Source organism: Defluviicoccus vanus (assembly GCF_014672695.1).
GTDB classification, from domain to species: Bacteria; Pseudomonadota; Alphaproteobacteria; order Rhodospirillales; family Defluviicoccaceae; genus Defluviicoccus; species Defluviicoccus vanus.
In genome coordinates this window covers 2,632,159-2,645,543 of sequence record NZ_CP053923.1, presented here as the reverse complement: position 1 = coordinate 2,645,543, position 13,385 = coordinate 2,632,159, and the positions used below count along the sequence as shown (strand labels likewise).

Annotated in this window: 8 protein-coding genes; 6 read left to right on the top strand and 2 right to left on the bottom strand. The window is 64.0% G+C overall.

From position 1 onward, the window contains the following. The first annotated feature begins 28 nt into the window (after positions 1-28). The 4 genes from HQ394_RS11925 (at position 29) to HQ394_RS11910 (ending at position 5,802) form a co-directional block, all read left to right on the top strand. Positions 29-2,062, top strand: a complete 2,034-nt coding sequence (locus HQ394_RS11925) for a PAS-domain containing protein (RefSeq protein WP_190260435.1) — start codon at positions 29-31, stop codon at positions 2,060-2,062. A 170-nt stretch (positions 2,063-2,232) separates the two neighbouring features. Then, positions 2,233-2,967, top strand: a complete 735-nt coding sequence (locus HQ394_RS11920) for a response regulator transcription factor (protein ID WP_190260434.1) — start codon at positions 2,233-2,235, stop codon at positions 2,965-2,967. A gap of 171 nt (positions 2,968-3,138) precedes the next feature. Continuing rightward, on the top strand, positions 3,139-4,839 hold the full coding sequence (locus HQ394_RS11915; protein ID WP_190260433.1) for an AMP-binding protein: 1,701 nt from the start codon (positions 3,139-3,141) through the stop codon (positions 4,837-4,839). A 240-nt stretch (positions 4,840-5,079) separates the two neighbouring features. Further along, a complete protein-coding gene (locus HQ394_RS11910) occupies positions 5,080-5,802 on the top strand; it encodes a response regulator (RefSeq protein ID WP_190263282.1) in 723 nt (240 codons plus the stop codon). On the opposite strand, the gene HQ394_RS11905 is transcribed toward HQ394_RS11910, so the two are convergent. Together HQ394_RS11905 and HQ394_RS11900 are read right to left on the bottom strand one after the other, a co-directional pair. Then, positions 5,769-8,612, bottom strand: coding sequence for a PAS-domain containing protein (locus HQ394_RS11905; protein WP_190260432.1), 2,844 nt, complete (start codon positions 8,610-8,612; stop codon positions 5,769-5,771). The genes HQ394_RS11910 and HQ394_RS11905 overlap by 34 nt on opposite strands. Beyond that, complete coding sequence (locus HQ394_RS11900; RefSeq protein WP_223291544.1) at positions 8,609-10,012, bottom strand: ABC transporter substrate-binding protein; 1,404 nt, start codon at positions 10,010-10,012, stop codon at positions 8,609-8,611. Before HQ394_RS11900 ends, HQ394_RS11905 begins: the two co-directional genes overlap by 4 nt. Positions 10,013-10,798: 786 nt before the next feature. Here HQ394_RS11900 and HQ394_RS11895 point away from each other — a divergent pair. After that, on the top strand, positions 10,799-11,923 hold the full coding sequence (locus HQ394_RS11895; protein WP_456151598.1) for a carbohydrate porin: 1,125 nt from the start codon (positions 10,799-10,801) through the stop codon (positions 11,921-11,923). Between the two features lie 55 nt (positions 11,924-11,978). Continuing rightward, complete coding sequence (locus HQ394_RS11890; protein ID WP_190260430.1) at positions 11,979-13,385, top strand: sugar porter family MFS transporter; 1,407 nt, start codon at positions 11,979-11,981, stop codon at positions 13,383-13,385.

The window sequence follows — 13,385 nt, the reverse complement described above, 5'->3', positions numbered from 1 at the left end:
TGCAGATGTCGCAGACGGGAGGCGAACGATGACGCTGGCGCTGCCCGCGAGATCCACCGAGACCGAAGTTTACGCGCTGCTGCAAGCAGGACTGGACCGCCTCGACCAGGGCATTGCCGTCTTTGACAGCCGTTTGCGTCTGGTCGGCTGGAACCAGCGCTTTATTGAGCTTCTCGCCCTCCCACCCGAGCTTGTCTGCCCCGGCGTCGCCTTCGCCGACCTGATCCGCTTCAACGCGGTGCGCGGCGAGTATGGCTGCGGCGAGATCGAAACGCAGGTGAACGAACGCCGGCAGCAGGCGGCCGCATTGCAGCCGCAGAGCTTCGAGCGGGTGCGGCCGGACGGCACCATTCTCGCCGTCCGGGGCGAGCCGCTTCCGGGCGGCGGCTTCTTCCGCGTCTATACTGACGTGACCGCCCAGCGCCGCGCCGAGCGCCTGGTCCGCGCGCACAACGAGGATCTGGAGCGACGCGTGGAGGTGCGAACGGCCGAACTGCAGGCCGCACACGACAAGCTTCTCGGTGCCGTCGCCAAGCAGAAGGAGATCGCCGCGGCACTGCGCAGCAGCGAGTCACGCTTGCTGCTGGTCACCGACAGCCTCCCTGCCGGCATTGCCTACTGGAACCGCGATCTGCTGTGTCTGTTTGCCAATCGCCGCTTCGCCGCCGCCTACGGTTTCGCCAAGGCTGCCATCGTCGGCCGACCGGCGCTGGAGGTGGTGGGCGAGCAAACCTTGGCGGAGATGCGCCCGCACATCGCCACCGTGCTCGACGGCAAGGACGTCACCTTTGAGTACGAGACCGCCGATGCCCAGGGACGGCGAACGGCGATCCGCACCTGGCTGGTCCCGGAGATCCAGGAACCGGGCGGCATCGTCGGCTTCTTCATCCTGTCGCTCGACATCGCCCGGCAGAAGCAGGCGGAGGCCGCCATCGTCCAGGCGGCGAAGATGGAGGCGGTGGGCCAGTTGACAAGCGGCATTGCCCACGATTTCAACAATCTGCTCACCGTCATCCTCGGCAACCTGCTGCCGTTGCGTGAACAGACCACCGAGGCGGCCCTCGCTGAGTTCATCGATCCGGCGATCGAAGCCGCGCGCAAGGGCGCCGAACTGACGCAGCGTCTGCTGAGCTTTGCCCGCCGCCAGTCGCTGGAACCGCGCGCGGTGGATATCGAGGAGCGGATCGGCACCATGGTCCGCTTGCTGCGTCGCTCACTGCCCAGTCACATCGAGATCGTCATTGCCACCCGCGGCCGCCCCTACGCCGCCCTCGTCGATCCGCATCAGCTGGAAAACGCGCTGCTGAATCTCGCCCTCAACGCCCGTGACGCCATGCCGCGTGGTGGCCGGCTGACCTTCGAAACGACGTTCGTCCACCTGGACACCGATGCCGCGGCCAGCCTCGGCGTCGCCCCCGGTGGTTATGTCCAGATCGTCGTCGCCGATTCCGGCACCGGCATGGATGCGGCAACGCGCGCGCGGNTGTTTGAGCCCTTCTTTACCACCAAGGCCGTCGGTGACGGCAGCGGCCTCGGCCTCAGCATGGTCTATGGCTTCGTCCGCCAGTCACACGGTGCGGTACAGATCGACAGTGCGCCGGGAGAGGGAACACGAGTGGTGATCCTGCTGCCGCAGGCCGACGAGTCCGATGCCATGGACGGTGCCGCGCCGGCCAGCGCGTTTCGCGCCCTGCCCGAAGACCTGGTCCTGCTGGTGGAAGACGACGAGCGGGTCCGCGCGGTGATCCGCCGGCAGTTGACCGACCTGGGGTTCCGGTTGGTTGAAGCGGCGGCGGCCGACGAGGCGTTGGCTCTGCTGCAACGCATCGAGGACTTTACACTGCTGGTCAGCGATGTGGTGATGCCGGGCTCGATGAGCGGTATCGACCTCGGTCACGCGGCGCACCAATTGCGACCCAGGCTCGGCATCGTCCTGATCACCGGCTACGCCGGCCGCGACCGCTCCCGGCAATTCGATCGCTGCCCGTTTCCGGTTCTCCGCAAGCCCTTCGACAGGGCGCAGTTGATCGAAGCCCTGCGCCAGGCGACGCAATCGGCATGAGCTTAAGTGAACAGCAGCATGCGGACTATGCCTGAACAAGGCTGCCCGGCGGTAACCGTGCGCCTTTCAGCCGGCGGCATTCCCACGTATGCTTCGCCGAGATTGACGCCGTACCAGCGCCGCGCCGCCGGTCGGCAGAGCCCATCCTGGCAATGAGATCGGACGGACCAATGGCTGCGGCAGGACAGCGGGTGTTCGTGCTCGAAGACCATCCGGAGATTGGTCGGCTGGTCTGCCGGACGCTGGAAGAGCACGGTTTTCACACCGAATGGTTTCCGCGCGCCGCCGCGTTCCTCAACCAGATACGGGTTCGCCGGCCGGACCTCTGCATCGTCGATCTGGGACTGCCCGACCGCGATGGCCTAGCGGTGATCCGCGACGTGCACGGCCGCGACCCAGTGCCGGTGATCATTCTCACCGGCCGCAGCGATCCGGTCGACCGGGTGCTCGGACTGGAACTCGGCGCCGACGACTACCTGGTCAAGCCGTTCGATCCGCGCGAATTGGTGGCGCGGGTGAAAGCGGTGCTACGCCGAAGCGAGCGCGCCGTGACCGTTGCGGCGAACAAGGCCATCGGTATCGCCCGCTTCGCTTCCTGGACCTGCGACTTTGACCGGCTAACGCTGACCGACGCCGGCGGCAGCTGCACTGAGTTAAGTGCCGCCGAGGCCCGGTTGCTGTTGGCGTTTTGCCGCGCGCCAAATCGGGTGCTGACCCGCGACATGCTCCTCGGCATTCGCAGCGCCGAGGACCGCTCTCCTTTCGATCGCTCCATCGACGTGCGCATCTCGCGACTGCGTCAGAAGCTGGAGAGCGATCCGAAGACACCGCAGATCATCAAGACCGTCTACGGTGCCGGCTACATCTTCGCCGCCGATATCGACTGGTCGGTTGGTGATGATTAAGCACATGCCAGCCGCTGCAGTTGCATCGCTTCAATGCGTACTTGCGCCGAGGCTAGTTACTTGAGATACCCTCACGGAAAAGATGATGGTCGCCCCTTTGCCAGTAGGCGTCGGATGCCCGACGTGACTGCGAGGTAGCGTCCCGCACGAACAACAACATAGGAGGGTCTTATGTCGTCCACGAAGGCGTTTCTTGCTGCGCGCGATTTCCTCGTTGCCCACCGCGAAGATTACGATACCGCTTACCGCGAGTTTCGTTGGCCCCAGCTCGACACCTTCAACTGGGCACTCGATTACTTCGACGTCATCGCCCGCGACAACGCTCGGCCAGCGCTTTGGGTGGTCGACGAGGACGGCAGCGAGAGCNAGCTCAGCTTCGCCGAGCTGTTGGAACGCTCCAACCGTACGGCGAACTTCCTCCGTGGCCTCGGCGTCAAGCGCGGCGACCGCATGCTGCTGATGCTGAACAACGTCGTTCCGCTGTGGGAAGTCATGCTGGCGGCGATCAAGCTGGGCGCGGTGGTCATCCCGGCGACGACGCTGCTCGCCCGCGAAGACCTGCTTGACCGGTTCGATCGCGGCGGCGTCCGTCACGTGGTTGTCGGCGCCGCCGATATCGGCAAGTTCGCAGATCTTCCTGGCGATTATACCCGGATCATCGTCGGCGGCGCCGCTGCCGACTGGCAATCGTATGCCGACGCCGCTGCCGCACCGTCCGCGTTCACCCCGGATGGGCAAACCATGGCGAATGATCCGCTGCTGCTCTATTTCACCTCGGGCACCACGTCCAAGCCGAAACTGGTGGAGCATTCACACCAGAGCTATCCCGTCGGCCATCTGTCCACCATGTACTGGCTCGGCCTGCGGGAAGGCGACATTCACTGGAATATCAGTTCGCCCGGTTGGGCCAAGCACGCCTGGAGCTGCTTTTTCGCTCCCTGGAATGCCGGCGCGACGATCTTCATCTACAACTACAGCCGGTTCAACGCCAAGGTGGTGCTTGACGCCATCGTCCGCCATGGGGTGACGACCTTGTGCGCGCCGCCCACCGTCTGGCGGATGTTGATCCAAGAGGACATGGCGGCCTTTCCGGTGAAGCTGCGCGAAGTGGCCGGTGCTGGCGAACCGCTCAATCCGGAGGTGATCGAGCAGGTCGAAAAGGCGTGGGGACTAACGCTGCGCGACGGCTTCGGCCAGACCGAAACCACCTGCCAGATCGGCAACTCGCCGCGCCAGAAGCTGCAGCCTGGTTCGATGGGCCGGCCGATGCCCGGCTTCCAGGTGGTACTGGTGGATGTGGACGGTAAGCCGGCCGACGAGGGCGAACTCAGCCTCATGCTCGACCCGCGCCCCACGGGGCTGATGCTCGGCTACAAGGACGATGCGGCGAAAACGGCAGAGGTTACCGCCGGCGGCTATTACCGCACAGGCGACGTAGCCATGCGTGACGCCGACGGCTACATTACTTACGTTGGCCGCGCTGACGACGTGTTCAAAGCCTCCGACTATCGGATCAGCCCCTTCGAACTGGAAAGCGTGCTGATCGAGCATGAAGCTGTCGCCCNNGAGGCAGCGGTGGTGCCGAGCCCCGATCCGCTGCGTCTAGCGGTGCCGAAGGCGGTGCTGACGCTGGTGGACGGGTATCGACCGAGCCGAGAACTGGCCGAGGACATCCTCAAGTTCGTCCGCGATCGACTGGCGCCGTACAAGCGGATCCGCCGCATCGAGTTCGCCGAATTGCCGAAGACCATCTCCGGCAAAATTCGCCGCGTGGAGTTGCGCCGCCTCGAAGACCAGCGTCGTAAGGGCGACGAGCGGGGAGAACTCGAGTTCTGGGAGGAGGATTTCCCCGACTTGAAGAAATCCGCCTGAACCCAGCGCGCGACAACGACCGTCATGTTGTCACTCCGCCTGAGGATGCGAAGCCGTGACGGTGCGAAGCCGGCAGCGGCCTATCCTGCGGCGGAACATCCCCGATCGGTGTCGCGCATCCTTCCGGCATTGAAGACGGCCAGCCTCGGTCGTTGTTGGGACGCATTGGGTGAGTACATTTGAAGTGCTGCACCTGTCTGTTCGGTTGCATGGCCAGCGGATGAGAGGCCGGGAGCTATGATGGCATCGCGCATCCTCGTTGTTGACGACGACGCCGAGGTCCGCGACGTGGTGCGCCATGCGTTCGAATCCCAGGGCTTTGCGGTGGAGGACGCCGCCGACAGCAATGAGCTGGCGCAGCGGCTGCGCAACGGCCAACCCGACCTGATCCTCCTCGATATTCGCCTGCCCGACAGCGACGGACTGGCGATTGCCGGCAAGCTGCGACTGACCTCCGACGTACCGATCATTATCCTCACCGGGCTAGGTGGTGACGTCGACCGCATTATCGGCCTTGAGCTCGGCGCCGACGACTACGTGGTCAAGCCCTTCAACCCGCGCGAGTTGGTGGCGCGGGCGAAGGCCGTGCTCAGGCGGGTGAAGGGCACCGCCGGCGACGTCTCTTCAGCGCCGACGCTGGGCCATTGCTGCCGGCGCTTCGCCGGCTACCTCCTCGATCTGACGGCGCACCGGCTGATCGGCCCCGACGGCAAGCCGGTGCCGCTGACCAATGCCGAGTTTCTCCTGTTGCAGGCCTTCGTCGGTGCACCCCGGCGGGTGCTGAGCCGTGAGCAACTGCTGGATCTGACCCGCTCCCATGGCGGCGATGTCTTCGATCGGACGATCGACGTCCTCGTCCTCAGGTTACGGCGGAAAATCGAGCCGAACCCGCATGCACCGCATCTCATCCGCACCGAACGCGGTGCCGGCTATGTCTTTGATTCGCTGGTTGAGGAGGTGTGAGCGTCGGCCGCTTGCGCCAGGCAACGGGTGAACGCCGCGGCGAGATTGTCCAGACGCACCGGCTTTTGCAGCAGGTCACGAAGTCCCGGATCATCGGTCAACGCTTCGAGGGCAGCCGGCCGTTCGGCTGACGTGAAGATGATGCCGATCGACGGCCGCATCGCCCGCGCGGTGCTGGCGAGCACGAAGCCATTGGCGCCGTCGCCAAGGACGATGTCGGTGTAGAGCAGCCGGATGGCAGCGTCGGCACGCAAGCACTCGAGAGCCGCGTTGGCGTCGGCCGCTTCGACAACACGATAGCCAAGCCCTCGCACCTGAGCGGAGACGATCTCGCGCAGACCGGGATCATCCTCGACGACGAGCACCGTCGTGCCCGCCACGTCGCCAAGCGGCCGGTCGTGATCGGCAGCGACAGCAACGACAGCGGCTTCGCCTGAGCGCGCAGCTGCAGCTCTGGCTTGATCGGTCACGGGAAGGGTGAAGATGATCGACGTGCCGGCACCCGGCACACTTTCGAGGCGAAACACGCCACCCGACTGGCGAACGAAGCCGTAAACCATGCTGAGGCCGAGGCCGCTGCCCTTGCCTGGCGCCTTGGTGGTGAAGAAGGGCTCGATCGCGCGCTCGATGACGTCAGCTGACATGCCGCGGCCGGTATCCCGCACACTGATTTCCACGAATGCTCCCGACGGCTGGCCAGTAGCGCCGGAGGTGGTCGCCGGGCCGACACCGATGGTCAGAGTTCCCCGTCCATCCATGGCGTCGCGGGCGTTCAGGGCCAGGTTAAGCAGTGCATTGTCCAGCTGCCCCGGGTCCACCAGCACCGGCGGCAGCCCGTTTGCCAGTTCGGTGCGAATCTCCACCCCCTCACCCACGCTGTAGGCAAGGAGATCGGTGATGCCGACCACAAGCTCACGGATATCGACGCTCTCCGGGTGGAGCTTCTGCCGGCGCGAAAACGCCAGCAAGCGTTCGATCTGCATCGCCGCCCGTTCGCCCGCGGCCAGCGCCCGCGTCGCCCGCTCTTGCAGCTGCGGCTGGTCATGGAGCTGGTCCTCCAGCAGGTGAAGGTTGCCCTGAATCACCGCCAGGAGGTTGTTGAAGTCGTGCGCGAGGCCGCCGGTCAGTTGACCCACCACCTCCATCTTCTGCGCCTGGCGCAGTTGCAGCTCGATCGCCTTGCGCTCGGTGATATCGATATGAATGGTGACGAAACCACCGGTGGGGATCGGATTGCTGCGCAGTTCGATGGTGCGTCCGTTGGTGAGATCGATTTCGAAGCGCTCAGCGACTCGCAGCCGCTGCAGCGACAGCTCAGGCGGCTCCACCTGCCGGCCGACAGGCGTCCGGATCACCACGCCGCGGTTGGCGACAATCCGCTGGATCGCCTCGATCGGCGTGCCAGGGACGAGAATATCCTCCGGCAGTTCGTACAGGTGGACGAATTGCGCGTTCCACGCCACCAGCCGCGCCTTCCCGTCGTAGACACTGAAGCCGTCGTTCATGTTGTCGAAGGTGGCGACGAGCAGATTGGACTTTTCGACCAGTTGCCGGTCGAGGGTCACCATCCGGCGGGCGTTGGCCTGAAAAACGGCGAAGGCGCGCGCCAGATCGCCGATTTCGTCACGCCGGTCGATCGCCGGCACGGCGGTGTCATGTTCGCCGCCAGCCAGGCGCATCATCGCCGAGGTGATGCTGCGCATGCCGGCGCCGAGATCGCGAATGATGAAGAGGTAGGAAATGAACACGGCGGTAGCGATGGCGGCAATGCTCAGGCCGGCGAGGAGAAACGTGTAGCGAACGATGGTTGAATTCATCGAGCGCTCGGCCCGGGCTACCGTCGCGCTGGCGGAGGCGACAAGCCGATCTACTTGTTCCGACAACCGATCGGCGAGGAGGCGATTGTCGGCCATCAGCGCATCCGCCCGCTGCAGCGTCGCCAGTGCCTCACGGCGAATGCGGAATATGCTTTCCGACCCTTGCACCTGCCGGGTGAGATGGCCGGTCACCACGCGCAAGGGCAGGCGCAGGCCCGCCGGCATGGTCGGGATCAACTGCTGCCATTCGCCGAGGGCGCGGCGAAAGCGGTCGAGCGTTGCCTCCAGTTCGGCTTCGTCGCCCGCCTCGATCGCGATCAGCAGACTGTTGAGCGCCGCATCAGCCAGCCGCTCCGCTTCACGCAAGGGTGCCTGCGCGGCGACTGCGGCGGTGAACGTCTCCTTCGACGCATCTCCCGGCCCTGCCGCCGTTCCTGCGATCGACCGCGCCAAGCCGCGATCGACAGCGTCGGTGATCGCCAGAATGGATGGACCAAGAATCTGCCGGATGCTGTCCTGCAGTTGAAGCGTTCGCAACAGCCCCTCGTTCAGCCTTGCCGTCAGGTCCGACTGACGGGTCAACAACTCGCCGATGGCGGTCAGGTTCTCCCGCAGCGCCAGCGCATTGGTCGAAATGCCGCCGATAAGGTCGGTTTCGTGGCTTTGCGCCGCCTTCAGCTGTTGGACCTCGTGCGCGAGGGCATCCACATCGGCGGCGATCAGCCGCATCTGCATCGTGCGTTGAACGGCATCCTTGGCGGCAATCAGCGCCCCTGCCCTCCCCTGCAGCCGCTCGCCGATCTGCGCCAGACGCAGCGCTGCGGTGGTTTCCGGCAGCTCACGCGCCGAGACGCTTTCGAATTCGGCGCGGATCCGGCTCATGGCGAAAATGGCAAGCAGGCTGGCAATCGTCACCAAGGCGGACGCCACCGCCAAAATGAGGAACAGGCGCTGCTGGATGCTGCGGCTCGCCACCCGGTCTGCTGCCCTCATTCATCCAGCCCCATTGCCCGGCGGTAATGCTGCCGCTGCCCTTGCCGTCCCAGCCGGTCGGTAATGCGCTCCCAGGCGCCAGCCGCCTCGCTCAGTGCCACCTGCGGCTCCGTTTTCCCACTCAAGGCCGCTTCGATTGCGGCGTCCAGCGCCGCGGCGTAGGCACGAAAGCCGGGGATCCGCAGGTCGCCGACAACCTCCGGCGACTCCAGGCTGGCGCGAATAGCCGCAAGGTAGGCCGAAGCCTGCACCGTTGAGCCGAAGGCCCGCCGCCAGCGCGTCACGTCGGCCAGATGCGAGATGCGGTAGGGATTGATCCCGGAGCTCCCGTCCATGACATCGACGGCGCTACGCGTGGGATCGGCAAGCCAGGCAACATACCGCCAGGCGTCGTCACGCCGCTGCCGATCCGCCGGTACCGCGGCGATCCAGCCACCGAAGGCAATAAAAGGGACGCGGCGAACCCGATCTAGGCTATCCCATTGTTGCGTCGTCGGATTCCACACCGAGCTGCTGCCCGGCAGGATGAAGAACCCCACTCGGTCGGCAATGGTCGAAACGCGGGCATCGGCGGCAAGGACGCCCACATCGGTCCAGTCAACGGCCATCGCCGATCGCCCGGCGATGAAGCGGGCGCGGATCTCGAAACTGTCCATCCGAGCCGCGTCCACCGGCGCGAAGGCGCGGACGCCAGCGTACTCGCTCAGCGCCCGCACCCATCCCGGGTTGTCGATCGAAGGGATCATCGACTGCGGATCGAAGAACATCGCCCCCGGTTGCGCTGGATGATTGACGTAGGCGGCGGCGCGACTGAAGAGGGTCCACAGTCGCTGGCCTCGCGACGCAAACGCCTCCACTGTCCCGGCCACTGTTCGACCATCCGCATCGGTCCGGCCATGGAAATATTCGGCGATGCGATGGTAATCCTCCCAGGTCTCCGGCGGCGCCAGGGGTTGCCCATACGCCGCGGCAAAGGCGCGCTGATGCGACGGATCGGCAAACAGATCGGTCCGATAGGCGCCGATCTGCAGGTCACCGTCGATGGTGACCGCCTTCCAGTCGCCCTGCCAACGCATCATCACATCGCGATAGGCGGGATAGATGTCGGCAAGATCGATGCCTTTGACCAGCCAGTCCGGCACCGGCGCCAGGTAGGGAGCCAGATCGGCCAGCCACGTCGACGGCACGATGACCACGTCGTAGAGGCTGCGGCCGGTGATGAAGCCGACCATGATATCGTCATACAGCTGGTCGAAGGGAGCGCGGACAACCTTGACCGCGATGCCGGTAGCAGCGGCGAAGCTGTGCCCATGCCGGGCCGCCGGGCCGGCAATGGCTTCGGTGTCGCGGGTGATCACAGTGAGCGGAGTCGGCGAGGCGATCGCCGCAGGTGCCTTCACCCCCAGCAGTAGTGCACCGGGCAGCCGTCCGCAGCACCGTCCGGCGTCGAATCAACGTCCCATCACTGCCCGTGCCCGTTGCCTCCGCCGTCACGTCATCGTTCCATATGACAAAATTTACGAACTAGCGGCTGTCGCTGACATCATCGGTTCACACGAAACCGCTTGGATAGAGCCTCCTCCCAAGCCCGGACCGATTGCATGTCGGTCATATCGGTGCAGGCGACGATCACGTCGCCTGCACTTTTTTTTGTCCCGGCCTTTTAATTTACCCGGACGTTGCGGCTTCCCGTCAGCAGCGACCCGCGGTGCATGCGACCGCAGCAACTCCCGGGCACGCCATGTTGCAATTATTTCAAGCTCACGGTGCTTTGATGAGATTAACGGTTCATATCAACTTGTTCAGATCTTTCTAACGCGAACAACAATATCGTGTTTGAGGGAGATGACGTCGTGACAGCGAAAGACAGCTCGAAAATCCCGGCAACCACTTGCCTGGAGGCTCCAAGTCAAGCGAGCGGTCCTCAGCGGCAAGGACTGGCACAACGGCGCACGCGCTTGATACTCCTGGCCGCGACGATCGGGCTGTTTGGTGCTGTGTCCTCGCCGGCGCTGGCACAGATTGACGAACCACAGGAGCCGGGAACCGGCGTGTCGGAAGAGCCGGAGGCGAGCAGCGAAGCGCCGCCGCCGAAGTATAGCTGGGATACCAATCTCACCGGAGATTGGGGCGGCTTGCGCAACACGCTGTCCGAGAAAGGCTTCACCGTCGAGCTCGGCTATGCGATGGAATTCATGGCCAATCCCGTCGGTGGTGACGATCAGGGACAAACCTACGTTCACAACGTGCTGCTTGGCCTGAATTTTGACCTGGACAAGCTGATCGGCCTGCCGAACTCGAAGTTTCGCATTCGCGGCTCGCAACGCTCCGGCGACAGCCTCAGCAAGGATTACATCGGCAACGCCTTCAGCGTGCAACAACTCTACGGCGGCGGCCAGACCTGGCGGCTGGTCGAAGGAGAGATGGATCACGACCTGTTCGATGGCCGACTCAACCTCGCCTATGGGCGCCTCGCTGCCACCAACGACTTCCTGACCTCACCGCTCTACTGCCAGTTCGTCAGCAATGCCATCTGCGGCCAGCCGCCGGCGCCATTCTTCAACATGCCGGACGGTATCACTGCCTATCCGCAAGCCACCTGGGGCGCCCGCGCCCGGGTGCATCCGACGCAGGATACCTATCTCCAGGTCGGCGTCTATGACGGTGATCCGGGCCAGGAAGGCCGCGACGACCACGGCACCGACTTTACCTTTGGCGACAACGGCGTCCTGATCCTGACCGAGGCAGGCTACAAGCCGCAGCAGGGGCTGCTCGGTCTCCCCGCCGCCTACAAGATCGGCGGCTACTATCACACAGGCGACTTCAACGACGTCGCCAAGGCGCAAGGCGGGGGACGATCTTCAATTNCCACCAGGGCGCCGCAGACTCATTCCGGGGCAAGCGGCATCTACACCCTCGTCGACCAAATGCTCTATCGCGAAGAACCAGGCGCAACACAGGGACTATACGGCCTGTTCGTCTTCGTTGCCGCGCCGGATCAGCAGCAAAACGTCATCCCCTACTTCGTTTCCGGCGGCCTCATCTACGAAGGCCTGTTTGATGCACGGCCAAAGGACAAGGCGGCCTTTGCTGTCGCCAGCGGTTTCTACAGCAACGATCTACGCAATGCCCAAAGCAACGCCGATGTTGAAAAGCAACACGCGGAAACCATTCTTGAATTAAACTATCAGGTTCAAGTCACGAAGTTCTTCTATGTTCGGCCCGATGTCCAATTCGTGTTCAATCCGAGTGGATACCAGGATATCGACAACGCTTTCGTAATCGGCTTCGAGGCTGGAATCGATTTCTAGCCTCCAATACAAGCGAACCCTGCTCGAAGAGCAATATTTTGGGAGTGGACATCCAATGGCTACAACGGCTTCGCAACGCGTCGTCGTCCCCAACATCGGCTACGTGATCCTGATCGCCGCCGCGGCGGCGATGGGTGGGTTCCTGTTTGGCTTCGATACTGCGGTGATCAACGGCGCGGTGCTGGCACTGAAGAGCGAATTCAACGCGTCCAGCCTCGGGATCGGACTTGCCGTTTCGCTGGCACTCCTCGGGTCGGCTGCAGGCGCCTTCATCGTCGGCCCACTGTCTGACCGCATCGGCCGTACCCACTGCATGGTCATCGCCGCCATCCTCTTCACCATCAGTGCCATTGGTTCCGGCGCGCCGATCGGGCTATACGACTTCATTTTTTGGCGGATCCTGGGCGGCATCGGTGTCGGTGCAGCAAGCGTCATCGCCCCCGCCTATATCGCAGAGTGCTCACCTGCCGAGATGCGTGGTCGCCTCGGCTCGTTGCAGCAACTGGCGATCGTCGTCGGCATCTTCGCCGCCCTTCTTGGCAACTATGGCATTGCTTCGGTGGCCGGCTCGGCGAGCGCGCCCTTCTGGTTCGGTTTCGAAGCCTGGCGCTGGATGTTCTGGTCGGAAGTGCCACCAGCGATCATGTACGGCATTTTCGCCCTCGTCATCCCGGATNCGCCGCGTTATCTGGTCGCCCAGGGCCGTCACACCGAGGCGCGTGCCGTGCTGGCGCGAATGATTGGCCCGCACGCTTCCGTCAAGGTCGAGGAGATCGCCCGGACCGTCCGCCGCGAGCGTAAGCCGAGCTTCAACGACCTGCGCGGCCGCTTCGGTCTCCTGCCGATCGTCTGGGTTGGCATGGCACTGTCGCTGTTCCAGCAGTTCGTCGGCATCAACGTCATCTTCTACTACAGCAGCGCGCTCTGGCGGATCGTTGGCTTCACCGAAGCGAACGCACTCCTGATCACCATGATCACCGGCCTCATCAATATCATCACGACGCTGGTGGCGATCGCCTTCATCGACCGGTTCGGCCGCAAGCCGCTGCTGCTTCTCGGCTCGATCGGCATGGTGGTCACACTGGGTGCGATGACCTGGGTGTTCGGCACCGCACCGGTCAACGCCGAAGGCTTTCCAGTGTTGAGTTCCACCGCTGGGCTGATCGCGCTCTTCGCCGCCAATATCTACGTCTTCTGTTTCGGTTTTTCCTGGGGTCCGGTCGTCTGGGTGCTGCTGGGCGAAATGTTCAATAACAGGATCCGCGCCTCCGCTCTCGCTCTCGGCGCCGGCGTGCAATGGATCGCCAACTTCATCATTTCGACCTCGTTCCCGCCGATCGTCTTCAACCTGGGGCTCGGGATCGCTTATGGCCTCTACGCCGGCTTTGCGGCGCTGTCATTCTTCTTCGTCCTGCGTTTCATCAAGGAAACTAAAGGGATAGAGCTGGAAGCGATGGAGTAG